This window comes from Rhodanobacter sp. Root480, assembly GCF_001426645.1.
Classification (GTDB): domain Bacteria; phylum Pseudomonadota; class Gammaproteobacteria; order Xanthomonadales; family Rhodanobacteraceae; genus Rhodanobacter; species Rhodanobacter ginsenosidimutans.
Map to the genome: position 1 here is coordinate 1,115,760 of NZ_LMEX01000002.1, position 19,360 is coordinate 1,135,119.

The 19,360-nt window shown below is 67.5% G+C and carries 14 protein-coding genes; 8 read left to right on the forward strand and 6 right to left on the reverse strand.

What is annotated here, in order from left to right:
• Positions 1 to 28: 28 nt before the first annotated feature.
• Positions 29 to 1,537, reverse strand: coding sequence for an altronate dehydratase family protein (locus ASD22_RS11870; protein WP_056083411.1), 1,509 nt, complete (start codon positions 1,535 to 1,537; stop codon positions 29 to 31).
• Positions 1,538 to 1,874: 337 nt separating this feature from the next.
• On the opposite strand from ASD22_RS11870, the gene kduI reads away from it, so the two are divergent.
• Both kduI and kduD read left to right on the forward strand, forming a co-directional pair.
• A complete protein-coding gene (gene kduI / locus ASD22_RS11875) occupies positions 1,875 to 2,723 on the forward strand; it encodes a 5-dehydro-4-deoxy-D-glucuronate isomerase (RefSeq protein ID WP_056083414.1) in 849 nt (282 codons plus the stop codon).
• A gap of 7 nt (positions 2,724 to 2,730) precedes the next feature.
• The gene (kduD, locus tag ASD22_RS11880) at positions 2,731 to 3,486 is read left to right on the forward strand and encodes a 2-dehydro-3-deoxy-D-gluconate 5-dehydrogenase KduD (protein ID WP_056083417.1); all 756 of its coding nucleotides are present in this window, start codon (positions 2,731 to 2,733) and stop codon (positions 3,484 to 3,486) included.
• A 101-nt stretch (positions 3,487 to 3,587) separates the two neighbouring features.
• On the opposite strand, the gene ASD22_RS11885 is transcribed toward kduD, so the two are convergent.
• Complete coding sequence (locus tag ASD22_RS11885; protein WP_056083420.1) at positions 3,588 to 4,232, reverse strand: hypothetical protein; 645 nt, start codon at positions 4,230 to 4,232, stop codon at positions 3,588 to 3,590.
• 146 nt (positions 4,233 to 4,378) lie between these two features.
• On the opposite strand from ASD22_RS11885, the gene gpmA reads away from it, so the two are divergent.
• Both gpmA and ASD22_RS11895 read left to right on the forward strand, forming a co-directional pair.
• Positions 4,379 to 5,122, forward strand: a complete 744-nt coding sequence (gpmA, locus tag ASD22_RS11890) for a 2,3-diphosphoglycerate-dependent phosphoglycerate mutase (RefSeq protein WP_056083423.1) — start codon at positions 4,379 to 4,381, stop codon at positions 5,120 to 5,122.
• 324 nt (positions 5,123 to 5,446) lie between these two features.
• Positions 5,447 to 5,998 carry a DUF1453 family protein gene (locus ASD22_RS11895; RefSeq protein WP_056083426.1) on the forward strand — a complete coding sequence of 184 codons (552 nt, stop codon included), beginning with the start codon at positions 5,447 to 5,449 and terminating at the stop codon, positions 5,996 to 5,998.
• Between the two features lie 129 nt (positions 5,999 to 6,127).
• Here ASD22_RS11895 and zapE read toward each other — a convergent pair whose 3' ends face one another.
• Together zapE and ASD22_RS11905 are read right to left on the reverse strand one after the other, a co-directional pair.
• On the reverse strand, positions 6,128 to 7,240 hold the full coding sequence (gene zapE, locus ASD22_RS11900) for a cell division protein ZapE (RefSeq protein WP_056083429.1): 1,113 nt from the start codon (positions 7,238 to 7,240) through the stop codon (positions 6,128 to 6,130).
• Positions 7,241 to 7,293: 53 nt separating this feature from the next.
• Positions 7,294 to 7,986: an alpha/beta fold hydrolase gene (locus ASD22_RS11905; RefSeq protein ID WP_056084270.1), complete on the reverse strand. Its 693-nt coding sequence runs from the start codon at positions 7,984 to 7,986 to the stop codon at positions 7,294 to 7,296.
• Positions 7,987 to 8,034: 48 nt separating this feature from the next.
• Between ASD22_RS11905 and ASD22_RS11910 the strand changes: the two genes are divergently transcribed.
• Positions 8,035 to 8,628 (forward strand): ACP phosphodiesterase, encoded by a 594-nt coding sequence (locus tag ASD22_RS11910; protein WP_056083432.1) that lies wholly within the window; start codon positions 8,035 to 8,037, stop codon positions 8,626 to 8,628.
• Positions 8,629 to 8,882: 254 nt separating this feature from the next.
• On the opposite strand, the gene ASD22_RS11915 is transcribed toward ASD22_RS11910, so the two are convergent.
• The gene (locus tag ASD22_RS11915) at positions 8,883 to 9,404 is read right to left on the reverse strand and encodes a c-type cytochrome (protein ID WP_056083435.1); all 522 of its coding nucleotides are present in this window, start codon (positions 9,402 to 9,404) and stop codon (positions 8,883 to 8,885) included.
• Positions 9,405 to 9,822: 418 nt separating this feature from the next.
• Here ASD22_RS11915 and ASD22_RS11920 point away from each other — a divergent pair, with 418 nt between their 5' ends.
• The 3 genes from ASD22_RS11920 (at position 9,823) to ASD22_RS11930 (ending at position 17,776) form a co-directional block, all read left to right on the forward strand.
• Positions 9,823 to 11,055 carry an efflux RND transporter periplasmic adaptor subunit gene (locus ASD22_RS11920; protein ID WP_056083439.1) on the forward strand — a complete coding sequence of 411 codons (1,233 nt, stop codon included), beginning with the start codon at positions 9,823 to 9,825 and terminating at the stop codon, positions 11,053 to 11,055.
• 105 nt (positions 11,056 to 11,160) lie between these two features.
• Positions 11,161 to 14,400: an efflux RND transporter permease subunit gene (locus ASD22_RS11925; protein WP_056083442.1), complete on the forward strand. Its 3,240-nt coding sequence runs from the start codon at positions 11,161 to 11,163 to the stop codon at positions 14,398 to 14,400.
• Positions 14,401 to 14,647: 247 nt separating this feature from the next.
• Positions 14,648 to 17,776 (forward strand): efflux RND transporter permease subunit, encoded by a 3,129-nt coding sequence (locus ASD22_RS11930; protein WP_056083444.1) that lies wholly within the window; start codon positions 14,648 to 14,650, stop codon positions 17,774 to 17,776.
• Between the two features lie 43 nt (positions 17,777 to 17,819).
• Here the strand turns inward: ASD22_RS11930 and mnmE are convergent, their stop codons facing one another.
• Positions 17,820 to 19,160, reverse strand: a complete 1,341-nt coding sequence (gene mnmE / locus ASD22_RS11935) for a tRNA uridine-5-carboxymethylaminomethyl(34) synthesis GTPase MnmE (RefSeq protein ID WP_056083447.1) — start codon at positions 19,158 to 19,160, stop codon at positions 17,820 to 17,822.
• Between the last annotated feature and the right edge of the window lie 200 nt (positions 19,161 to 19,360).

Genomic DNA, 19,360 nt, shown 5'->3' on the forward strand with positions numbered 1-19,360 from the left:
GCACCGGCGACGGCGGCTTCCGCGCGGCTCACAGGGTGACTCCGGTTTTCCACAAGGCAATCTCGCGCTCGTCGTTGATCTCGTTGCGGGCCGGTTTTCCCGAGGCCGTGTCCAGCACCAGCTGTTGCAGCGCGTCGGCCAGCGCCTCCATGCCGAGACCGTCCAGCAAGGCGCCGGCGTCGAAGTCGATCCAGCGCGGCTTGGCCGCGGCCAGCGCGCTGTTCGTGGCGATCTTCAACGTCGGCACCGGAAAACCCAGCGGCGTGCCGCGGCCGGTGGTGAACAGGATCACGGTAGCACCGGCGGCGGTCAGCGCGGTGGCCGATACCGCATCGTTGCCCGGCGCCTCCAGCAGGGCTAGGCCGGGCGACTGCGCGCGTTGCCCATAGCGCAGCACCTGGGTCACGGTGGCGTGGCCGCCCTTCTGTACCGCGCCCAACGATTTCTCCTCCAGCGTGGTGATGCCGCCGGCGATGTTGCCGGGCGAGGGGTTCTCGTGCACGGGCTGGCCGTGATCGAGGAAATAGCGTTTGAAGTCGTTGACCAGGGCGCCGATCTGCTCGAACACCTCGCGGCTCTGCGCGCGCGCCATCAGCATCCGCTCGGCGCCGAAGATCTCGGGGATCTCGGTGAGGATGGGCGTGCCGCCGGCCGCCGCCACGCGGTCGGCGATGCGCCCCACCACCGGGTTCGCGGTGATGCCGCTGAAGCCGTCCGAGCCGCCGCATTTCAGGCCGACGACCAGGTCCGACAGATCGCAGGGCTGGCGCCGGTCCTGTTCGGCCACGGCGACCAATTCCTCCACCGCGGCCAGTCCCTGCTCCACCTCGTCGTCGGCAAGCTGCGAGTTGAACCAGCGCAGGCGGGCCGGATCGACACCGTCTATCGCCTCCAGCAGCCACTTCATCTGCAGCGACTCGCAACCCAGGCCCACCAGCAACACGCCGCCGGCGTTGGGGTGGCGCGCCAGCGCGGCCAGCATCTGGCGGGTGTGCTCCAGATCGCTGCCCAGCTGCGAGCAGCCGAATGGGTGGGTGAACGCATGCACGCCGTCGACGCGGCCGCCAAAGTGGCGCTCGGCCTGCTCGGCGATGCGCCGCGCGGTGCGTGCCACGCAGCCCACCGTGCACAGCACCCAGATCTCGTTGCGGGTACCGACTCGGCCATCGGCGCGGCGGTAGCCCTGGAAAACGGCGGTGTGGTCGGTGTGTTGCGCTGGCGCCGCGGCCAGCGGCTGGTAGTGGTAGTCCAGCGTGCCCGACAGCCCGGTGGCCATGTTGTGCGTGTGCACCCAGTCGCCCGCGGCCACCGCCGTGGTGGTGCGGCCGATCGCGAAACCGTATTTGTGCACCGGCTGACCGGCGGCCAGCGCCCGCACGGCAAACTTGTGCCCCTGCGGCACGGCCTGGCGCAGTTGGACGTCACCGGAAGCCAGCGATACGACGGTGCCCTCGGCCAGGTCGGTGAGGGCGATCGCCACATCGTCCTCGGCGTGGACATGCAGGGCGGTCAGCGGAGCGGAGCGAACTGAGGGCATGGTTTTGGGATGCGGACTAGTAACCGGTGTCATTGGAGCGCCGCGGCGCAGGCTTGTCGAGCATCGCGGCCGATGAATCCATCACGCTACACCCGAATCCGGGTTGAAAGACATCCCGAAAGTCACCGCCCACCACGGCGCTGACCTCCCCCCGAGCAGGGCAACAGGGATTCTTCCAGCCTCCGATGACACCGGTCACCAAAACCTGCCCAGATGGCTATGATGGGGGTTCATCACCGTCGACGGCTGCCGCAGGCCCACCGCCGTCGACCCGCTCCGGCGGCCTGCCGACCCACGCGCTCCCTGAATGCCGCGCGCCCACCGCATGAGGACCGACATGTACCAGAAGACCTACCACGCCACCCACCCCGACATGATGGACGGCGCCAGCAACGACCAGCTGCGCGACCGCTACCTGATGAGCGACTTGTTCGCCGCCGACGAGGTCCGCCTCAACTACAGCCACAACGAGCGCTTCGTGATCGGTGGCGCCGCCCCGGTGAAGCAGGCGCTGGCGCTGCCGCAGCAGACCGAGCCGGCCTCCGCCGCCGGCCAGCCGTTCCTGCAGCGGCGCGAGCTGGGCGCGGTGAACGTGGGTGGCGGCGTGGGCCGCATCCGTGTCGACGGCCAGGTGTTCGAGATGCAACCCAAGGACGGCCTGTACGTGCCGATGGGCAGCGCCGAGGTGAGTTTTGAATCCGTCGATCCGGCCAACCCGGCGCGCTTCTACCTGATCTCCACCCCCGCGCACGCCCGTTTCGAGCTGAAGCACATCCCGATCGACCAGGCCGTGGCGCTGGAGCGCGGCGCGCTGGAAACCTCCAACGAGCGCACCATCTACCAGTACATCGTGCCGGCCACCTGTGCCTCGTCGCAGCTGCTGCTGGGGCTGACCGTGCTCAAGCCCGGCAGCGTGTGGAACACCATGCCGCCGCACCTGCACGACCGCCGCTCGGAGGTGTACTTCTATTTCGACCTGGGCGAGAACGACCGCGTCTACCACTTCATGGGCGCGCCCGATGCGCAGCGCCACATCGTGATCGCCGACGGCGAGGCGGTGGTGTCGCCGCCGTGGTCGATCCACATGGGCGCCGGCACCAGCAACTACTGTTTCATCTGGGCGATGGGCGGCGAGAATCTCGATTACACCGACATGCACGTGCTCGACATCTGCCAGTTGAAGTGAGGTCGCCATGAATCCCTTCTCATTGCAGGGCAAGGTGGCCCTGGTCAGCGGCGCCAATACCGGCCTGGGCCAGGCCATGGCGATCGCGCTGGCCGAAGCCGGCGCCGACGTGGCCGCCGTGGGGCGCACCGATCCGGCCGACACCGCCCAAGCGGTGCGCGCCGCCGGGCGCCGCTTCCACTGGGTCAAGGCGTCGCTGGATACCGCCGCGCCGGTCCCCGCCATCATCGAAGCCGTCGAGCGCGAGCTGGGCGGCATCGATATCCTGGTCAACAACGCCGGCACCATCCGCCGCAACGACGCGCTGGATTTCAGCGAGGAGGACTGGGACGCGGTGATGGGCGTGAACCTGAAGACCGTGTTCTTCCTTTCGCAGGCCGTGGCGCGACGGCTGGTGGAGCGCAAGCGGCCCGGCAAGATCGTCAACATCGCCTCGATGCTGTCGTTCCAGGGCGGTATCCGGGTGGCCTCCTATACGGCCAGCAAATCCGGTCTGCTGGGGCTGACCCGGCTGCTGGCCAACGAGTGGGCCGCGCACGGCATCAACGTCAACGCAATCGCGCCCGGCTATTTCGAAACCAACAACACCACCGCGCTGCGCGCCGACGAAAAGCGCCAACGCGAGATCGTGGCGCGCATCCCGGCAGGCCGCTGGGGCGTGCCGGCCGACCTGGCCGGTGCGGTGGTGTTCCTGGCCGCAGCCGCCTCGGATTACGTGCACGGCACGGTGTTGCCGGTGGATGGGGGCTGGCTGGCGCGCTAACAGGCTCACTGCTGTTGTAGGAGCGGCTTCAGCCGCGACGCTTTTCGCACCTTGGGCAAGAGCGTCGCGGCTGAAGCCGCTCCTACACGAGCCGCGCGAACTTACGGATTCGCGCCGCTGAACGTCTGCACCGTGGCGCCTTTCACCGGGCCGATCTGCGCGCTGTCGCTGACCTTCAGCACCACGTCGCGGCGAAATTCCAGCGTGCCCTTGACCACGGCATGCGGGCCGATCACCACGGTTGGCTTGCGGTCGTTCCCGCCAAACCAACTGCTGGATTTGTCGACCAGGATGCCGCCTTCCACCTGCGAGCCGGCGCCGACGGTGATATCCCCGGCCACCGTTTCGATGCCGCCGGCCACATGCGCCGCGTCCAGCGTGATGGCGCCATTGACGTTGCTGAGCTTGCCGCCGATGTCGGCGCCCCTGGCCAGCTCGACGCTGCCGTTGGTGGCATCGACGTCGCCGTTGACCTTGCTGTCGGTGCCGAGGTGGATGGCGCCGTTCACCGTGCTGAGCTCGGCCGCCTGCGCGCGCTCGCCCAGGGTCACCGCGCCGTTGACGGTCTGAGCCTCCTTGACGATGGCGCCGGCGCCGATCTCCACCGCGCCATTGACGGTGCTGACGTCACCGGCGTGCTGCCCGGCCTCCACCCGCGCGGCGCCATTGATCTTGTCGATATCGTTGTCGCTGGCCGCGGCCAGCAGCGGCAGAACCAGGAGCAGGGCAAACAGGATGCGACGCATGGGCAGTTCCTCGTGATGGGTGACGGCTTGAGATGCGCTGGCGGCCCCATGGGTTGGCATGACCTGTGGCAGGGCTGTATTTGACGATACCCGATGCTGGGCTGCACCATTCATCGTTTCCCTCCTCTGCACAAACGGCGCCCACCATGCACAAACTCGTACTGATCCGGCACGGCCAATCCCAGTGGAATCTCGACAACCGCTTCAGCGGCTGGGCCGACGTCGATCTCACCGAACAGGGCGTGGCCGAGGCCGCCGAGGCGGGCCGCCTGCTGAAGGAGGCCGGCTACACGTTCGACGTGGCGCACACCTCGGTGCTCAAGCGCGCCGTGCGCACGCTGTGGGGCGTGCAGGATGCGATGGAGCTGATGTGGATCCCGGTGCTGACCGACTGGCGCCTCAACGAGCGCCACTACGGCGCATTGACCGGCCTCAACAAGGCCGAGACAGCCACAAAGTTCGGCGAGGACCAGGTGAAGATCTGGCGCCGCAGCTACGACATCCCGCCGCCGGCACTGGAGCGCAGCGCCAACGAGTCGGTGAACGACCCGCGCTACGCCACGCTCGACCCCAAGGACATCCCCGACACCGAGTGCCTGAAAGACACCGTGGCCCGCGTGCTGCCGTACTGGCACGAGGTGCTGGCGCCGGCGATCAAGGCCGGCCAGCGTGTGGTGGTGGCCGCGCACGGCAACTCCCTGCGCGCACTGGTGAAATACCTGGACGGCATTTCCGACGAAGCCATCGTGGAATTGAACATCCCCAACGGCGTGCCGCTGGTCTATGAATTCGACGACGAGCTGACACCGCTGCGCCACTACTACCTGGGCGATGCGGATGCGATCGCGGCGAAGATGGCTGCGGTGGCGAATCAGGGGAAGGCGAAGTAAGCCAGTAATAACTTCGTTGCGGCTTTCCCGCGACGTGTCCCCCTCTCCCTACCCTCTCCCCGCAGGGGAGAAGGGATTACGGCATCTTTCGATTTTGAGGCGCGGCGTTGTGTGGGCTTGCCGCCGCGAAACGCGGAAGTCCGAAGCCACCGTGACCTCCTCTCCCCCTTGGGGAGAGGAAAGAGGAGAGGGGCCGGTGCTTGCGGAGAAACCGGTGCAACGCTTCGGTATCGGCCCCGTGCACACAAAAACACTGACAACCGTCACTCGTCAGCGCAACGACCGCCGCACTAAGCTGGCGCCATCCCGTCACCGGATCGCGCCATGCCCGCGCACATGCTCAGTTACCTCGTCGCGCTGCCGTTTATCGCCTGGATGATGTGGCGGCGTATCAGCCGGCAGTTCGGCCGCCAGCCGATCCGACGCAAACGCATGGTTTTCCGGGTGGCCATTTTCGCGGTGGTCGGCGGCTTGCTGCTGCTCAGCGGCCTGCATCGGCTGGCGCTGGCCGAAGGGGCGTTGGCCGGCATGCTGATCGGCGGCATCATCGGCCTACTGGGGCTGAAACTCACCCGCTTCGAAACCGACCCCGTGCGCGGCGACGGCTACGTGCCCAACACCTGGATCGGCGCGCTGCTCACGCTGCTGCTGCTGGGCCGGCTGGCCTGGCGTTTCGCGTTCATCGGCTCGCAGATCCCGCCCGGCGTGGACGACCCGATGGGTCACGCGATGGCAACCCACAGCGCCAGCCCGCTGACGATGCTGGTAATCGGCGTGCTGGTCGGCTACTACCTCGTGTATTACAGCGGCTTGCTGATTCACCATCGGCGGTTCCAGCGGGCGCAGCCAACTTCCACAGCCAGCGACGGCATCTAGCGATACGTTGATCGAATTTCTACCCGTCATTCCAGCGAACGCTGGAATCCAGTGCCTTCACGCAGCTGCCGCGGCGCTGGATCCCGGCGTTCGCCGGGATGACGGGTCATGCACCCCCGCGGCGCCACGCTAGGGAAGGTGCGCGCTGGCCAGGTATTCCTCGCTCTGCATCTCGATCAGCCGCGACTCGGTGCGACCGAATTCCGCGCGCAGGCGTTCGCCGTCGTACAGCTCGGTGATCGGCGCGGCGGCGGATAGCACCAGCTTTACCCGGCGGTCGTAGAACTCGTCCACCAATTGCACGAAACGGCGTGCCGCATCCTCGCTGTAGACGGTGAATTGCGGCACGTTGGCCACGATCACCGCGGGCCCGGCCTTGGCCAGTTCGATGTAGTCGGCCACCGCGCGCGGGCCTTCGCATAGCGCAGGGAAATCGAACCACAGGATGTTGTCGGCCCGCTTGCACAGCGCGATGTCGCGACCGTTGATGTGGATGCTGCCGCCTTCGCGCACCTCGCCGCTGGCCTGGTTGGCGAAGATGCGCTCCAGCGCCCGGTGCGCCTCGGCGCCGGGCGGGTAGTGGTAGACCGACGCCTGCGCCAGCGCGCGCAACCGCCAGTCGCGCGAGGAGGCCATTTCCACCACGTGGCAATGCTGCTCGATCAGCGCGATGGCAGGCAGGAAGCGGGCGCGCTGCAGGCCGTCGCGATAGAGATTGGCCGGCGCGGTGTTGGAGGTGGTGACCAGCGCCACACCACGCTCGAACAGCGCCTGCAGCAGGTTGGCCAGGATCATCGCATCGCCGATGTCGTTGACCAGGAACTCGTCCAGGCACAGCACGCGGCAATGCGCGGCAAGTTCTTCCGCCACTTCGTCCAGCGGACTCTGCCGCTCACCCAGCGCGCGCAGGCTGTCGTGCACCTCCGCCATGAAGCGGTGAAAATGCCGACGCCGCGCCACACCGTGGGGCAGGCTGGCCACGAACAGGTCCATCAGGAAGGTCTTGCCGCGACCGACCGACCCCCACAGGTACAAGCCCGGCACCGCCGCGGCCGGCTCGCTGGCGAGCAGGGATTTCAGCCGTCCAAACAGGCCGGAGTCGGTTGCAGGTTCGGCGCACAGCGCCGCGCGCATGCGATCGAATTCGGGCAGCAAGGCCAGTTGGGTCGGGTCCGATTCCCAGCGATGCGCGGCGACGCCGTCGAGATAGCGGGCGGAGGGGGTAAGCGTGGTTTCGGGCATGGGCCGATCAAAAAACGGGGTTCGTGTGGCGTCGCGGAAAACCGTGGTGACGGTCAGGCGCCGCTCCGCTTGGCCGGCAACCAGCCACGCACCGCGTGTTTGATGGCGCCGCGCAGGTCCATCAGCCGGCGATGGAAGAAGTGGCTGGTCTCGGGCATCCGCACCAGTTCCGGCTTGCGTTTCAACGCATCCACCCAGTCGAACACGGCTTGCGGCTCGACCACCTCGTCGGCCTCGCCCTGCACGATCAGCCAGGGGCAGGTGGGCGGCGCAACTGTCTCGAACGCCCAGCGGCCGACCGGCGGCGCGATGCTGACCAGCGCGTCGGCGCGCAGGCGCACCGCGTTGCGGATGCTGACGTAGCTGCCGAACGAAAAGCCGGCCAGCCACAGCGCATCGTCCGGCCGCGTGCGCCGCACCCAGGTCACCACCGCGGCCAGGTCGTCGCCCTCGCCGTTGCCCTCGTCATACGTGCCTTCGGACGCGCCGGTGCCGCGGAAATTGAAGCGCACCGTGTCCAGTCCCGATTCGCGCAACGCCCGCTCCACCATCGTCACCACCTTGTTGTGCATGGTGCCGCCCTGCAGTGGATGCGGGTGGCAGACCACCGCCACGCCACGGCGGGCGCAGCCGGGGTCGGCGATGTCGCTGATGAGTTCGAGCTTGCCCGCGGGTCCGGCCAGCATGAAACTGGCCGCTTCCTCGGGAAAACTGACGGGATCGGCGGGTAGCGCAATGGGAGTCATGCGGACGATCATAACCGCCGGACGGATCGGCTGCCGCAAGGCGCGCCGGTGAACCATCTGGCCCACACCCTGCTCGCCGGCGACGACGAGGCCTTGCAGCTGGGCGGCATGCTGGGCGATTTCGTGCATGGCGCGCCGGACCCGGCACGGTTCGCGCCGCGGGTCATCGACGGCATCCGCCTGCATCGCGCCATCGACGTCTATACCGACGCGCACGCCGAGGTGCTGGCGGCCAAGGCGCAGTTGCCGCCGCCGTACCGGCGCTACGCCGGGATCCTGCTGGACATGTGGTTCGACCATTGCCTGGCGCGCGATTTCTCGCACTGGAGCGGGCAGTCGCTGACGCAGCGCTCGGACGCCCTGCGCGCGCTGCTGCGCCGGCGCGATGGGTTGCTGCCGCCCGGGTTGCAGCGCTTTTCCGCCTACATGGAACAACACGACCTGCCCGCTGCCTATGCCGACCGCGCCGTGCTGGGGCAGGCGCTGGCGGGGATTGGGCAACGCCTGAGCCGGGCCAATCCGCTGGATTCGGCAGTGCCGGTATTGGTGGAGCATGAGGCGGTGTTGCAGCGGCACTTCGAGGCGTTCTTTCCGCAGGTGCAGGTGTTTGCACGGGAGTGGATTGCGCGACATGCAGAGTAGGTTCGGCGTCCTCCCCTGCGGCGGAAGGGGGAGGGTTAGGAAGGGGTGCTTTTGACTTTTTCCGCCAGCCGGGGCTCCCCATCCCAACCTGCATTCGGGCCATCCTTGGCCCTCACCCTTCGGGCGGCTTCGCCGTGCAAATCGGCAATCCTGCCGATTTGTCCCCCACAGGGGGAAGGGGCAAACGAAAACGCCGCCCGGAGGGCGGCGTTTTGCGACAGCTTGTTGGATCAGGCGATGCTCGCCTGATCGAATTACTTCGCCTGATCGACAATCCAATGCACGGCGTTGGTGACCTGCTCGTCGGTCAGCGCCGGGTTGCCGCCCTTGGGCGGCATGAAGTTGCCGTCGGGGCCGTGGTAACCCTCGATCGCGTGCTTGACCAGGGTGTCGATGCCCTCGGCGATGCGCGGCGCCCATGCGCTCTTGTCGCCCACCTTCGGCGCGCCGGCGATGCCGCCGGTGTGGCAGCTGGTGCACAGGTGATCGTAGATTTCCTTGCCGTCGGTGGTGCCGCCGTAGGCGACCTGCGAGGCGGCGGCCTTGGTGGCGGCTTCGGCGGCCGCCTGCATCGCGGCACGGCCGGTGTCGCCCGCGTACACGGCGCCGGCAGGAGCGATCCGCTCGGTAACGCGCGCCGGCTGGGTCGGGTCGGTTTCCTTCGGCTCGTTGTTGTAGATGCACAACGCCGTGACGATCAGGATCACCGCCACCACCACGAGGCCGCCGATCATGATGGCGAACTGGCGCATGGTTGTCTGGTCGGATTTGCTCATGGAACCGCTCACGCGTGTACTCCAGTCAGTAGATAATCCCGGCCGGGCCCGGTAGGTTTCGGGCCTGGCCGATAATATGGTCAGCGGCAATGCCGCCAGTGGTAGCGCCATGGCCGCGAGACAACCCGATGCCCCGGCAACCGGTTGGCCCCGTCGAAGGCAGGCGGATGCCAGCGGCGGATTATAAACGAAGCGGGCCACAAGTTTCAGGCGGGGTGCGGCGTTGGCGATAGTGACCGGCAAGGGTGGCGGCATGGCACGGCAACGGCAGCACCGTGTCGTCAGTCATGACACACCCGTGTCAACTGGCATTGTCCCGGTTCGTTGAACTGCCTCTATGCTTTCATCCCGGATCCCCCACGCCTGCCCGACGCGGTCGTGTTCCCGGCAGCCACACTGCTAAACCCAGGAGTTCTACATGTCGCGTTTTTGGAAGATCACGTTGATCGTGATTGCGGTAGTGGTGCTGGCGATCGTGGGCGTGCGCCTGCTGCACAAGCCCGCCGGCAAGGCTGCAGGTGCGCCCGCCGCCGGCGCCAAGGCCGATGGCCCCGAGGCCACGCCGGTGCCGGTGACGGTGGTGCCGGTGGAGCGGCAGAACGTACCCGTGTTCCTCACCGCGCTGGGCACGGTGCAGGCACTGAACACGGTGACCGTGAACCCGCAAGTAGGCGGCCAATTGCTGAGCCTGGATTTCCAGGAAGGCCAGCCGGTGAAGAAGGGGCAGGTGCTGGCGCAGATCGACCCGCGCACCTACCAAGCCGCCCTTGACCAGGCGCTGGCCAAGAAGCGGCAGGACGAAGCGCAGCTGGCCACCGCCAAGAGCAACCTGGCGCGCAGCCAGGACCTGGCGGCCAAGGGCTATATCTCGAAGCAGGATCTGGACACCCTGCGCAACACCTCCTCGCAGTACCAGGCCGCGGTGGCGTCCGATGCAGCCAGCATCCGCGATGCCCAGGTGCAGCTGGCGTACACCAAGGTGGTGTCGCCGATCGACGGCCTGGCCGGCATCCGCAACGTGGACCCGGGCAACGTGGTGAGCGCCAGCACGGCGATCGTCACGCTGACCCAGCTGCATCCGATCTACGTGATGTTCACCCTGCCCGAGCAGAACCTCGACCTGGTGCGCGGCGCCGCCGCCAACGACAGCTCGCCACTGGAAGTGACCGCACTGGACCGCGTCGACGCCCACCCCATCGCCACGGGCGGCGTGCTGAAGGTGATCGACAACCAGATCGACACCAGCACCGGCACGTTCCGCCTGAAGTCACAGTTCGCCAACGAGAAGAACGAGCTGTGGCCCGGCCAGTTCGTCAACGTGCGGCTGCAGGTGCGTACCGCCATGGGTGCGCTGGTGATCCCGGCGCAAGCCGTGCAGCGCGGCCCCGATGGCGACTACGTCTACCAGGTGCAGGGCGACAGCACGGTCAAGATGCAGGCGGTGGTGGTGGCCGGCGAAGTGGGCGACAGCCACGTGATGATCGGCAGCGGCCTGAAGGCCGGCGACCGCGTGGTCACCGAGGGCCAGTTCCGGCTGAAGCCAGGCAGCAAGGTCAACGCGCTGAAACCCGGCGAAGTGCCGGCGGTGCCGACCCAGGCCGAGCTGGACAAGGCGAAGCAGGACACCAAGGCGGGCCGTCGCAGGCACTGACGCGTGACACGGGCCACCGCCCACCGGGGCGCGGTCCGCGCGATCCATCTGCCGCTGGCTGGGCATGACCGCGGCTGACGCCGCTCCTACACGTTTCGGATAGCCATGGGATTCTCCACACTCTTCATCCGCCGCCCGATCGCCACCTCGCTGCTGATGGTGGCGATCCTGCTGCTGGGCATCCTGGGCTACCGGCAGTTGCCGGTGTCCGCGCTGCCGGAAATCGAGGCGCCCAGCCTGGTGGTGACCACGCAATACCCGGGCGCCAGCGCCAGCACCATGGCCTCGCTGGTGACCACGCCGCTGGAACGCAACCTGGGCCAGATCTCCGGCCTGGCGATGATGAGCTCGGACTCCTCCGCCGGGCTGTCCACGATCATCCTGCAGTTCAACATGGACCGGGACATCGACATCGCCGCACAGGACGTGCAGGCGGCGATCAACCAGGCCAAGGGCACGCTGCCGGGCAACCTGCCGTACCCGCCGGTGTACAACCGGGTGAACCCGGCCGACGCGCCGATCCTCACCCTGTCGCTGCAATCGGGCAGCCGCCCGCTGCGCGACGTCAACGACCTGGCCGACTCGATCCTGGCGCAGAAGCTGTCGCAGGTGCAGGGCGTGGGCCTGGTGTCGATCGCCGGCAACGTGCGCCCCGCCGTGCGCGTACAGGTGAACCCGGCGCAGTTGTCCAACCTCGGCCTGACCATGGAGGACGTGCGCAGCGCGCTGACCCAGGCCAACGTCAACGCGCCCAAGGGCACGCTCAACGGCAAGACGCAGAGCTACTCGATCGGCACCAACGACCAGCTCAGCAACGCAGCCGAATACAAGAACACCATCATCAGCTACAAGAACGGCGCGCCGGTGCGGCTGTCGGACGTGGCCAAGGTGGTCGACGGGGTGGAGAACGACCAGCTCGCCGCCTGGGCCAACGGCCAGCCGGCGGTGCTGCTGGATATCCGCCGCCAACCCGGCGCCAACATCGTGCAGACGGTGAAGCAGATCCGTCAGGTGCTGCCCGAGCTGCGCAACGCACTGCCGGCCGACGTGCACCTGGACGTGTTCGCCGACCGCACCATCACCATCCAGGCCTCGGTGCACGACGTGCAGTTCACCCTGCTGCTGACCATCTTCCTGGTGGTGGCGGTGATCTTCGTGTTCCTGCGCCGGCTGTGGGCCACGGTGATCCCGTCGGTGGCGGTGCCGTTGTCGCTGATGGGTACGTTCGGCGTGATGTCGTTCACCGGCATGTCGCTGGACAACCTGTCGCTGATGGCGCTGACCGTGGCTACCGGCTTCGTGGTGGACGACGCGATCGTGATGATCGAGAACATCGTGCGCTACATCGAGCAGGGCAAGAGCGGCAAGGAGGCGGCCGAGATCGGCGCGAAGGAGATCGGCTTCACCGTGCTGTCGTTGACGGTGTCGCTGGTGGCGGTGTTCCTGCCGCTGCTGCTGATGCCCGGCGTCACCGGCCGGCTGTTCCACGAGTTCGCCTGGGTGCTGACCATCGCGGTGACCATCTCGATGCTGGTGTCGCTGACGCTGACGCCGATGATGTGCGCTTACCTGCTGAAACCCGACGAACTGCCGCCGGGCGATGACGCGCATGAGCGCTCCGCCGCCGATGGCAAGCGCGACCTGTGGGTGCGCACGGTGGGCGCGTATGAGCGCTCGCTGGACTGGATCCTCGATCACCAGAAGCTGACCATGCTGGTGGCCGGCGCCGCGGTGGTGCTCACCGTGTTCCTGTACATCGTGATCCCCAAGGGCCTGCTGCCCGAGCAGGACACCGGCCTGATCACCGGCGTGGTGCAGGCCGACCAGAACATCGCCTTCCCGCAGATGGAAGACCGCACCAAGGCGGTGGCCGAGGCGTTGCGCAAGGACCCGGGCGTGGCCGGCGTGGCCGCGTTCATCGGTGCCGGCACGATCAACCCCACCATCAACCAGGGCCAGCTCAGCATCGTGCTGAAGGAGCGCGGCGACCGCGACGGGCTGGACAAGCTGCTGCCGCGGCTGCAGCAAACCGTGGCCGATATCCCCGGCGTGGCGCTGTACCTGAAGCCGGTGCAGGACGTGACCCTGGACAGCCGCGTGGCCGCCACCGAATACCAGTACACCTTGTCCGACGTGAATTCGGCCGAGCTGGCCACCTATGCCGGCCGCATGACCGAGGCGCTGCGCCAGCGCCCGGAACTGGCCGACGTGGACAACAACCTGGCCGACAAGGGCAACGCGCTGAAGCTCACCATCGATCGCGAGAAGGCCAGCCGCCTGGGCGTGCCGGTGCAGAGCATCGACGACACGCTGTACGACGCCTTCGGCCAGCGCCAGATCTCCACCATCTTCACCCAGCTCAACCAGTACCGCGTGGTGCTGGAGGTGGCGCCGGAGTTCCGCAATTCGGACGACCTGCTGAACAAGCTCACCGTGCGCGGCAATGGCAACGGCGCGCTGACCGGCAGCAATGCCACCAGCTTCGGCCAGGTGAAATCCAGCAACTCGGCCACGCCCTCGGGCATCGGCAACGCCGGCAACGTGGGCTTTGAGATCGGCGGCGGCGGCACCATCCCGCTGTCGTCGCTGGCCAGTGCCGAGGTCACCAGCGCGCCGCTGGTGATCAGCCACCAGCAGCAGTTGCCCGCGGTGACGGTGGCGTTCAACGTGGCGCCGGGTTACGCGCTGTCCGATGCGATCGACGCCATCCACGCCACCGAGGCGCAGCTGGATTTCCCGCCACAGGTGCGCGGCGAGTTCGTGGGCAAGGCGGCCGAGTTCAGTTCATCGATCGGTGACGAGGTACTGCTGTTGCTGGCCGCCATCGTGGTGATCTACATCGTGCTGGGCGTGCTGTACGAGAGCTACATCCACCCGCTGACGATCATCTCCACCCTGCCGCCGGCCGGCGTGGGCGCGCTGCTGGCGCTGATCATCTGCGGCATGAGCCTGTCGGTGGACGGCATCGTGGGCATCGTGCTGCTGATAGGCATCGTGAAGAAAAACGCGATCATGATGATCGACTTCGCGATCGAGGCCCGCCGCACCGGCATGAATGCGCACGATGCAATCCGCCGTGCCTGCCTGCTGCGCTTCCGCCCGATCATGATGACCACCGCCGCGGCCATGCTCGGCGCGCTGCCGCTGGCGCTGGGCAACGGCATCGGCGCGGAACTGCGCCGGCCGCTGGGCGTGTCCATCGTGGGTGGCCTGCTGTTGTCGCAGCTGGTCACGCTGTACACCACGCCGGTGATCTACCTGTACATGGAGCGCTTCTCCGACTGGCTGGCCGCGCGCCGCGAACAGCGCGCCCTGCGCCACGCCCAGGCCAGCAACGCCGCGTGATCCCGCCGATGTCCGCCTTGCTCCCTCCCCTGCAAGCAGGGGAGGGCTGGGGAGAGGTCGCTCTTCGCCCGCCCAAAAGCACCCCCTCCCAGCCTCCCCCTGCGCAGCAGGGGGAGGAGCGGTGTGCGCCAGGCTGTGGAGAACGACGGCGATTCAACCATTTCGCTCCTCGACCGTTGAGAAGTGGAATGCGTCGTTCACACCCGCTCTGGCATACCTCCGCAGGCTCCCCGGTCACGCTTGATCCATGAATATCTCCGGCATCTTCATCCGTCGCCCGATCGGTACCTCGTTGCTGGCGATGGGCCTGTTTGCGGTGGGCGCGATCTGCTATTTCCTGCTGGGCGTGGCGGCGCTGCCGGCGATGCAGTTTCCCGCGATTTTCGTGCAGGCCAGCCAGAGCGGGGCCGACGCGAGCACGATGGCGTCGACGGTGGCCGCGCCGCTGGAGCGCCACCTGGGCCAGGTGCCCGGCATCCAGAGCATGCGTTCGGGCAGTTCGGAGGGCCGCACATTTGTCTTCATGATGTTCAATACCGATGTCGACCTGGATGCGGCGGCGCGCGACGTGCAGGCGGCGATCAACGCCGCCGCGCCTGATCTGCCCACCGGCCTCAACGGCGCGCCCAGCTACCAGAAGGCAGACCCCAACGACGACCCGATCATCGCCTTCGCGCTGACCTCGGACACGCAATCGGCCGAGGCGCTGTTCAACGTGGCCGATACCTTGCTCGCGCAGCGGCTGCGGCAGCTGCCGGGGGTGTCGGCGGTGGAGATCGCCGGCGCCGCCACGCCCGCGATCCGGGTCGACGTGAACCTGCGCGCATTGAACGCGATGGGCATTTCGCCGAACCAGTTGCGCAATGCGCTCAGCGCCGCCAACGTCACGTCGCCGGAGGGCTTTTTGTCCAACGGCAAGACCACCATGGCGATCACCGCCACCACCCAGCTGCACAGCGCCGATGACTTCGCGTCGCTGGTGATCGCCAGCCACGACGGCACGCCGGTGCGGCTGCGGGATGTGGCGCACGTGTACGCCGGGGCGCAGGACGCGTACCAGGCGGCGTGGTTCGACGGCAAACCCGCCGTGCTGATGTATGTCTACAAGAAGACCGATGCCAACATCATCGCCACGGTGGATCTGGTCAAGGCGCAGGTGCCGCTGCTGCACGCCTACCTGCAACCCAGCACACGACTGACGCCGTTCTTCGACGGCACGCCGACCATCCGCGCCTCGCTGCATGAGGTGCAGGCCACGCTGCTGATCTCGCTGGCGATGGTGATCCTGACCATGGCGTTGTTCCTGCGTCGGCTGGCGCCCACCCTGATTGCCGCCGTGGCGGTGCCGTTGTCACTGGCTGGCGGCTTCGTGGCGATGTACCTGTTCGGCTACACGCTCAACAACCTCACCCTGCTGGCGCTGGTGATCGCCATCGGTTTCGTGGTGGACGATGCCATCGTGGTGATCGAGAACATCATCCGCCACATCGACGCCGGCATGACGCGCTTGCAGGCCACCCTGGCCGGCGCCCGCGAGATCGGCTTCACCATCGTCTCGATCACCGCCTCGCTGGTGGCCGTATTCATTCCGCTGCTGTTTGCCGGCGGCATGACCGGCATGTTCATGCACGAGTTCGCCGCCACTCTGGTATCGGCCATCGTGGTGTCGGCAGTGGTGTCGCTGACGTTGACGCCGGCGTTGTGCGGCCGTTTCCTCAGCGGTCATCGCGAGCCGGAGAAGCCCTCGCGGCTGGGCTTGGCGCTGGACCGTTTCCACGCGGGCATGCTGCGTGTGTACACCCGCTCGCTGAACTTCGCGCTGCGCCATGCGCTGATGCTGTCACTGACGCCGCTGCTGCTGATCGCGGCCACATTCTTCCTGCTCGGCGTGGTCAAGACCGGTCTGTTCCCGGCGCAGGACACCGGTTTGATCTGGGGCCGCGCCAGCTCCAGCGCCACCGTATCGTTCGATGAAAGCCGCCAACGCCTGGTGCGACTCACCGAGATGCTGCAGGCCGACCCGGATGTGGCGTCGGTCGGCTCACGGTTGGGCAGCAGCCGCCACGGCACCAGCGGCTCGTTCAACATCGACCTGAAAACGCGCGCCGAGGGCCGGGTGGACGACACCTTCGCCGTGCTGGCGCGTCTCAGCGCCAAGGCCGCAAAGTATCCCGACCTCAACCTGCGCCTGCGCCCGGTGCAGGATCTGCCCAGCGGCGGCGGCGGTGGTGGCGACCAGGGCGCGCAATACCAGGTCGGGCTGCAGGGCAACGACCTGGCCCAGTTGCAGGAATGGCTGCCCAAGCTGGTGGCGGAACTGAAGAAGAATCCGAAGCTGGCCGACGTGGGCAGCGATGTGGAAGAGGGCGGCCTGCGCCAGAACATCGTGATCGACCGCGACCGCGCCGCGCAGTTGGGCGTATCGATCGGCGCCATCGACGGCGCGCTGTACGACGCGTTCGGCCAGCGCCAGGTGTCTACCATCTATTCGGACATCAACCAGTTCAAGGTGGTGGTCAACGCACTGCCCGAGCAGACCGCCACCCCCGACGCGCTCAACCGCATCTACGTGCGCTCCAGCAGCGGCAAGATGATCCCCATCACCGCCTTCGCCCGGCAGGAGCCAGGCCTGTCGCCCTCATCCATCAGCCACGAGAACCAGTACACCACAATGGATCTGAGCTTCAACCTGGCCCCCGGCGTGAGCATGGGCGAGGCGATGGCGATCGTGCAGGCCACAGTCAGCGGCATGCGCATGCCCGGCGACATCCGGCTCAATGTGGGCGGCGATTTCCGTCGTTTCCAGGAATCGCAAAGCGGCATGCTGTGGCTGGTGCTGGCCGCCGTGCTCACCGTCTACATCGTGTTGGGCATGTTGTACGAAAGCCTGCTGCACCCGGTCACCATCCTCTCGACATTGCCCGCCGCCGGTGTCGGTGCGCTGCTGGCGCTGTGGCTGACCGACACCGAACTGTCGGTGGTGGCGCAGATCGCGCTGGTGCTGTTGATCGGCATCGTGAAAAAGAACGCGATCATGATGATCGACTTCGCCCTGGTGGCCGAACGCGAACACGGCAAGACCCCGCTGGAAGCCGTGCGCGAAGCCTGCATCGTGCGCTTCCGCCCGATCATGATGACCACCATGGTGGCGATCCTGGCCGCGCTGCCCATCGCGATCGGTCTGGGCGAAGGCAGCGAACTGCGCCGCCCGCTGGGCATCGCCCTGATCGGCGGCCTGTTGATCTCGCAAAGCCTGACCCTGCTCAGCACCCCCGCGCTGTACGTGATCTTCTCGTGCCTGGCCGAACGGCGGAAAAGCTGGGCGGCGCGGCGGCGTGCGCGGCGAACGGCGCGGCGGTTGCCGGCAAGCATCTGATCCGGCCGATGGCCACCTGCTGTCCGTCAAGCCGTATGGGCGGCTATTTGCCGATGCAGAACGAGCCGAAGATCGCCCCCAGCAGATCGTCACTGCTGTAGCTGCCGGTGATTTCGCCCAGTGCTTGCTGGGCGTGGCGCAACTCTTCGGCAGCGAGTTCGCCGGCGCGGGTGGTGGCCAGCACGGTGGCGGTGCGGGTGAGGTGGTCGCGGACGGTCTCGAGGGCCAGGACGTGGCGGCGACGGGCGCTGAAGCTGCCTTCGCCACCGGCGCCGGCCAGCAGGCGCAGGGCCTTGCGCAGGGCGTCGAGGCCGGCGCCGGTTTTGGCCGAGGCCCATAGCCAGCGGGTGCCGTGGCGCTGGCCGCTGCGGGCGGGGGCCTGGTCCAGATCGATCTTGTTGATCATCACCAGCCGCTCGACGCCTTCGGGCAGGTTGGCGAAGAATCGCTGGTCGGCATCGGCGTGTTCGGCGTCGGTGACCAGCAGGGCCACGTCGGCGCGCTGCAGTTCGCCATGGGCGCGGCGCACGCCTTCGCGCTCGACTTCGTCGTCGGTGTCGCGCAGACCCGCGGTGTCGGCCAGTTCCAGCGCGATGCCGTCGAGGTCGAGGTGCTCGCGCAGCACGTCGCGGGTGGTGCCGGCGACAGCGTTGACGATGGCGCGGTCGCTGCCGGCCAGCGCGTTGAGCAGGCTGGATTTGCCGGCGTTGGGCCGGCCCACGATGGCCACCTTGAGGCCGTCGTTCAAGCGCACGCCGCGTTGCGCTTCGCGCAGCAGCTCGGCCAGTTCGTGGCGCAGCTTGTCGAGTTGTGCGGTGATGGCGGGGTCGGCGAGGAAATCGATCTCTTCCTCGGGAAAGTCGATCGCCGCCTCGATGTGCACGCGCAGGGCGATCAACGATTGCAGCAACACGTCGACCTTGCGCGAGAACACGCCCTCCATCGATTGCAGCGCCGCGCGCGCGCGCGCCTGCGAGCGGGCCGCGATCAGGTCGGCCACCGCTTCGGCCTGAGCGAGGTCGAGCTTGCCGTTGAGGAAGGCGCGTTCGGTGAATTCACCGGGGCGCGCCAGCCGCGCGCCCAGTTCGCAGCAGCGGCGCAGCAGCAGGTCGAGCAATACCGCGCTGCCGTGGCCCTGCAGTTCCAGCACGTGTTCGCCGGTGTACGAGGCGGGCGCGGGGAAATGCAGCAGCAGGCCGCGATCGATCAACTCGCCGGCGCCGTTGCGGAAGGCGGCGAAGTGGGCATATCGCGGCGTGGGCGCGCGGCCGAGCAGGGTCGCGGCGATGGCGGGAACGGCCGGCCCGGAAACCCGCACCACGCCCACGCCTGCCATGCCCGGTGCGCTGGCGACGGCGGCGATGGTGTCGGTGGAGGTGTTCATGATGGTTCTCCGGATCGCAGATGATTCTGACGCAGGAATCCGACGCCCGCAGGTTGAAGGATGTGGCTTCTTGCGCGGCCGTTCGACTTCGCCGCTGCGCGGCTACGCTCAGGGTGAACAGTGTTGTGGGGGACTCGTGATTTTCAGTCGAGGGAAAAACCGCAGCCCCTCAAAAGAAAACAGCTGCGCCGGTTGCCCGG

Coding starts and splice junctions, on each gene's coding strand:
- kduI (WP_056083414.1), top strand. CDS start 1,875: ATGTACCAGAAGACCTACCACGCCACCCACCCCGACATGATGGACGGC.
- kduD (WP_056083417.1), top strand. CDS start 2,731: ATGAATCCCTTCTCATTGCAGGGCAAGGTGGCCCTGGTCAGCGGCGCC.
- gpmA (WP_056083423.1), top strand. CDS start 4,379: ATGCACAAACTCGTACTGATCCGGCACGGCCAATCCCAGTGGAATCTC.
- ASD22_RS11870 (WP_056083411.1), bottom strand. CDS start 1,537: ATGCCCTCAGTTCGCTCCGCTCCGCTGACCGCCCTGCATGTCCACGCC.
- zapE (WP_056083429.1), bottom strand. CDS start 7,240: ATGCCCGAAACCACGCTTACCCCCTCCGCCCGCTATCTCGACGGCGTC.
- ASD22_RS11905 (WP_056084270.1), bottom strand. CDS start 7,986: ATGACTCCCATTGCGCTACCCGCCGATCCCGTCAGTTTTCCCGAGGAA.
- ASD22_RS11925 (WP_056083442.1), top strand. CDS start 11,161: ATGGGATTCTCCACACTCTTCATCCGCCGCCCGATCGCCACCTCGCTG.
- ASD22_RS11930 (WP_056083444.1), top strand. CDS start 14,648: ATGAATATCTCCGGCATCTTCATCCGTCGCCCGATCGGTACCTCGTTG.
- mnmE (WP_056083447.1), bottom strand. CDS start 19,160: ATGAACACCTCCACCGACACCATCGCCGCCGTCGCCAGCGCACCGGGC.
- ASD22_RS11915 (WP_056083435.1), bottom strand. CDS start 9,404: ATGAGCAAATCCGACCAGACAACCATGCGCCAGTTCGCCATCATGATC.
- ASD22_RS11885 (WP_056083420.1), bottom strand. CDS start 4,232: ATGCGTCGCATCCTGTTTGCCCTGCTCCTGGTTCTGCCGCTGCTGGCC.
- ASD22_RS11895 (WP_056083426.1), top strand. CDS start 5,447: ATGCCCGCGCACATGCTCAGTTACCTCGTCGCGCTGCCGTTTATCGCC.
- ASD22_RS11920 (WP_056083439.1), top strand. CDS start 9,823: ATGTCGCGTTTTTGGAAGATCACGTTGATCGTGATTGCGGTAGTGGTG.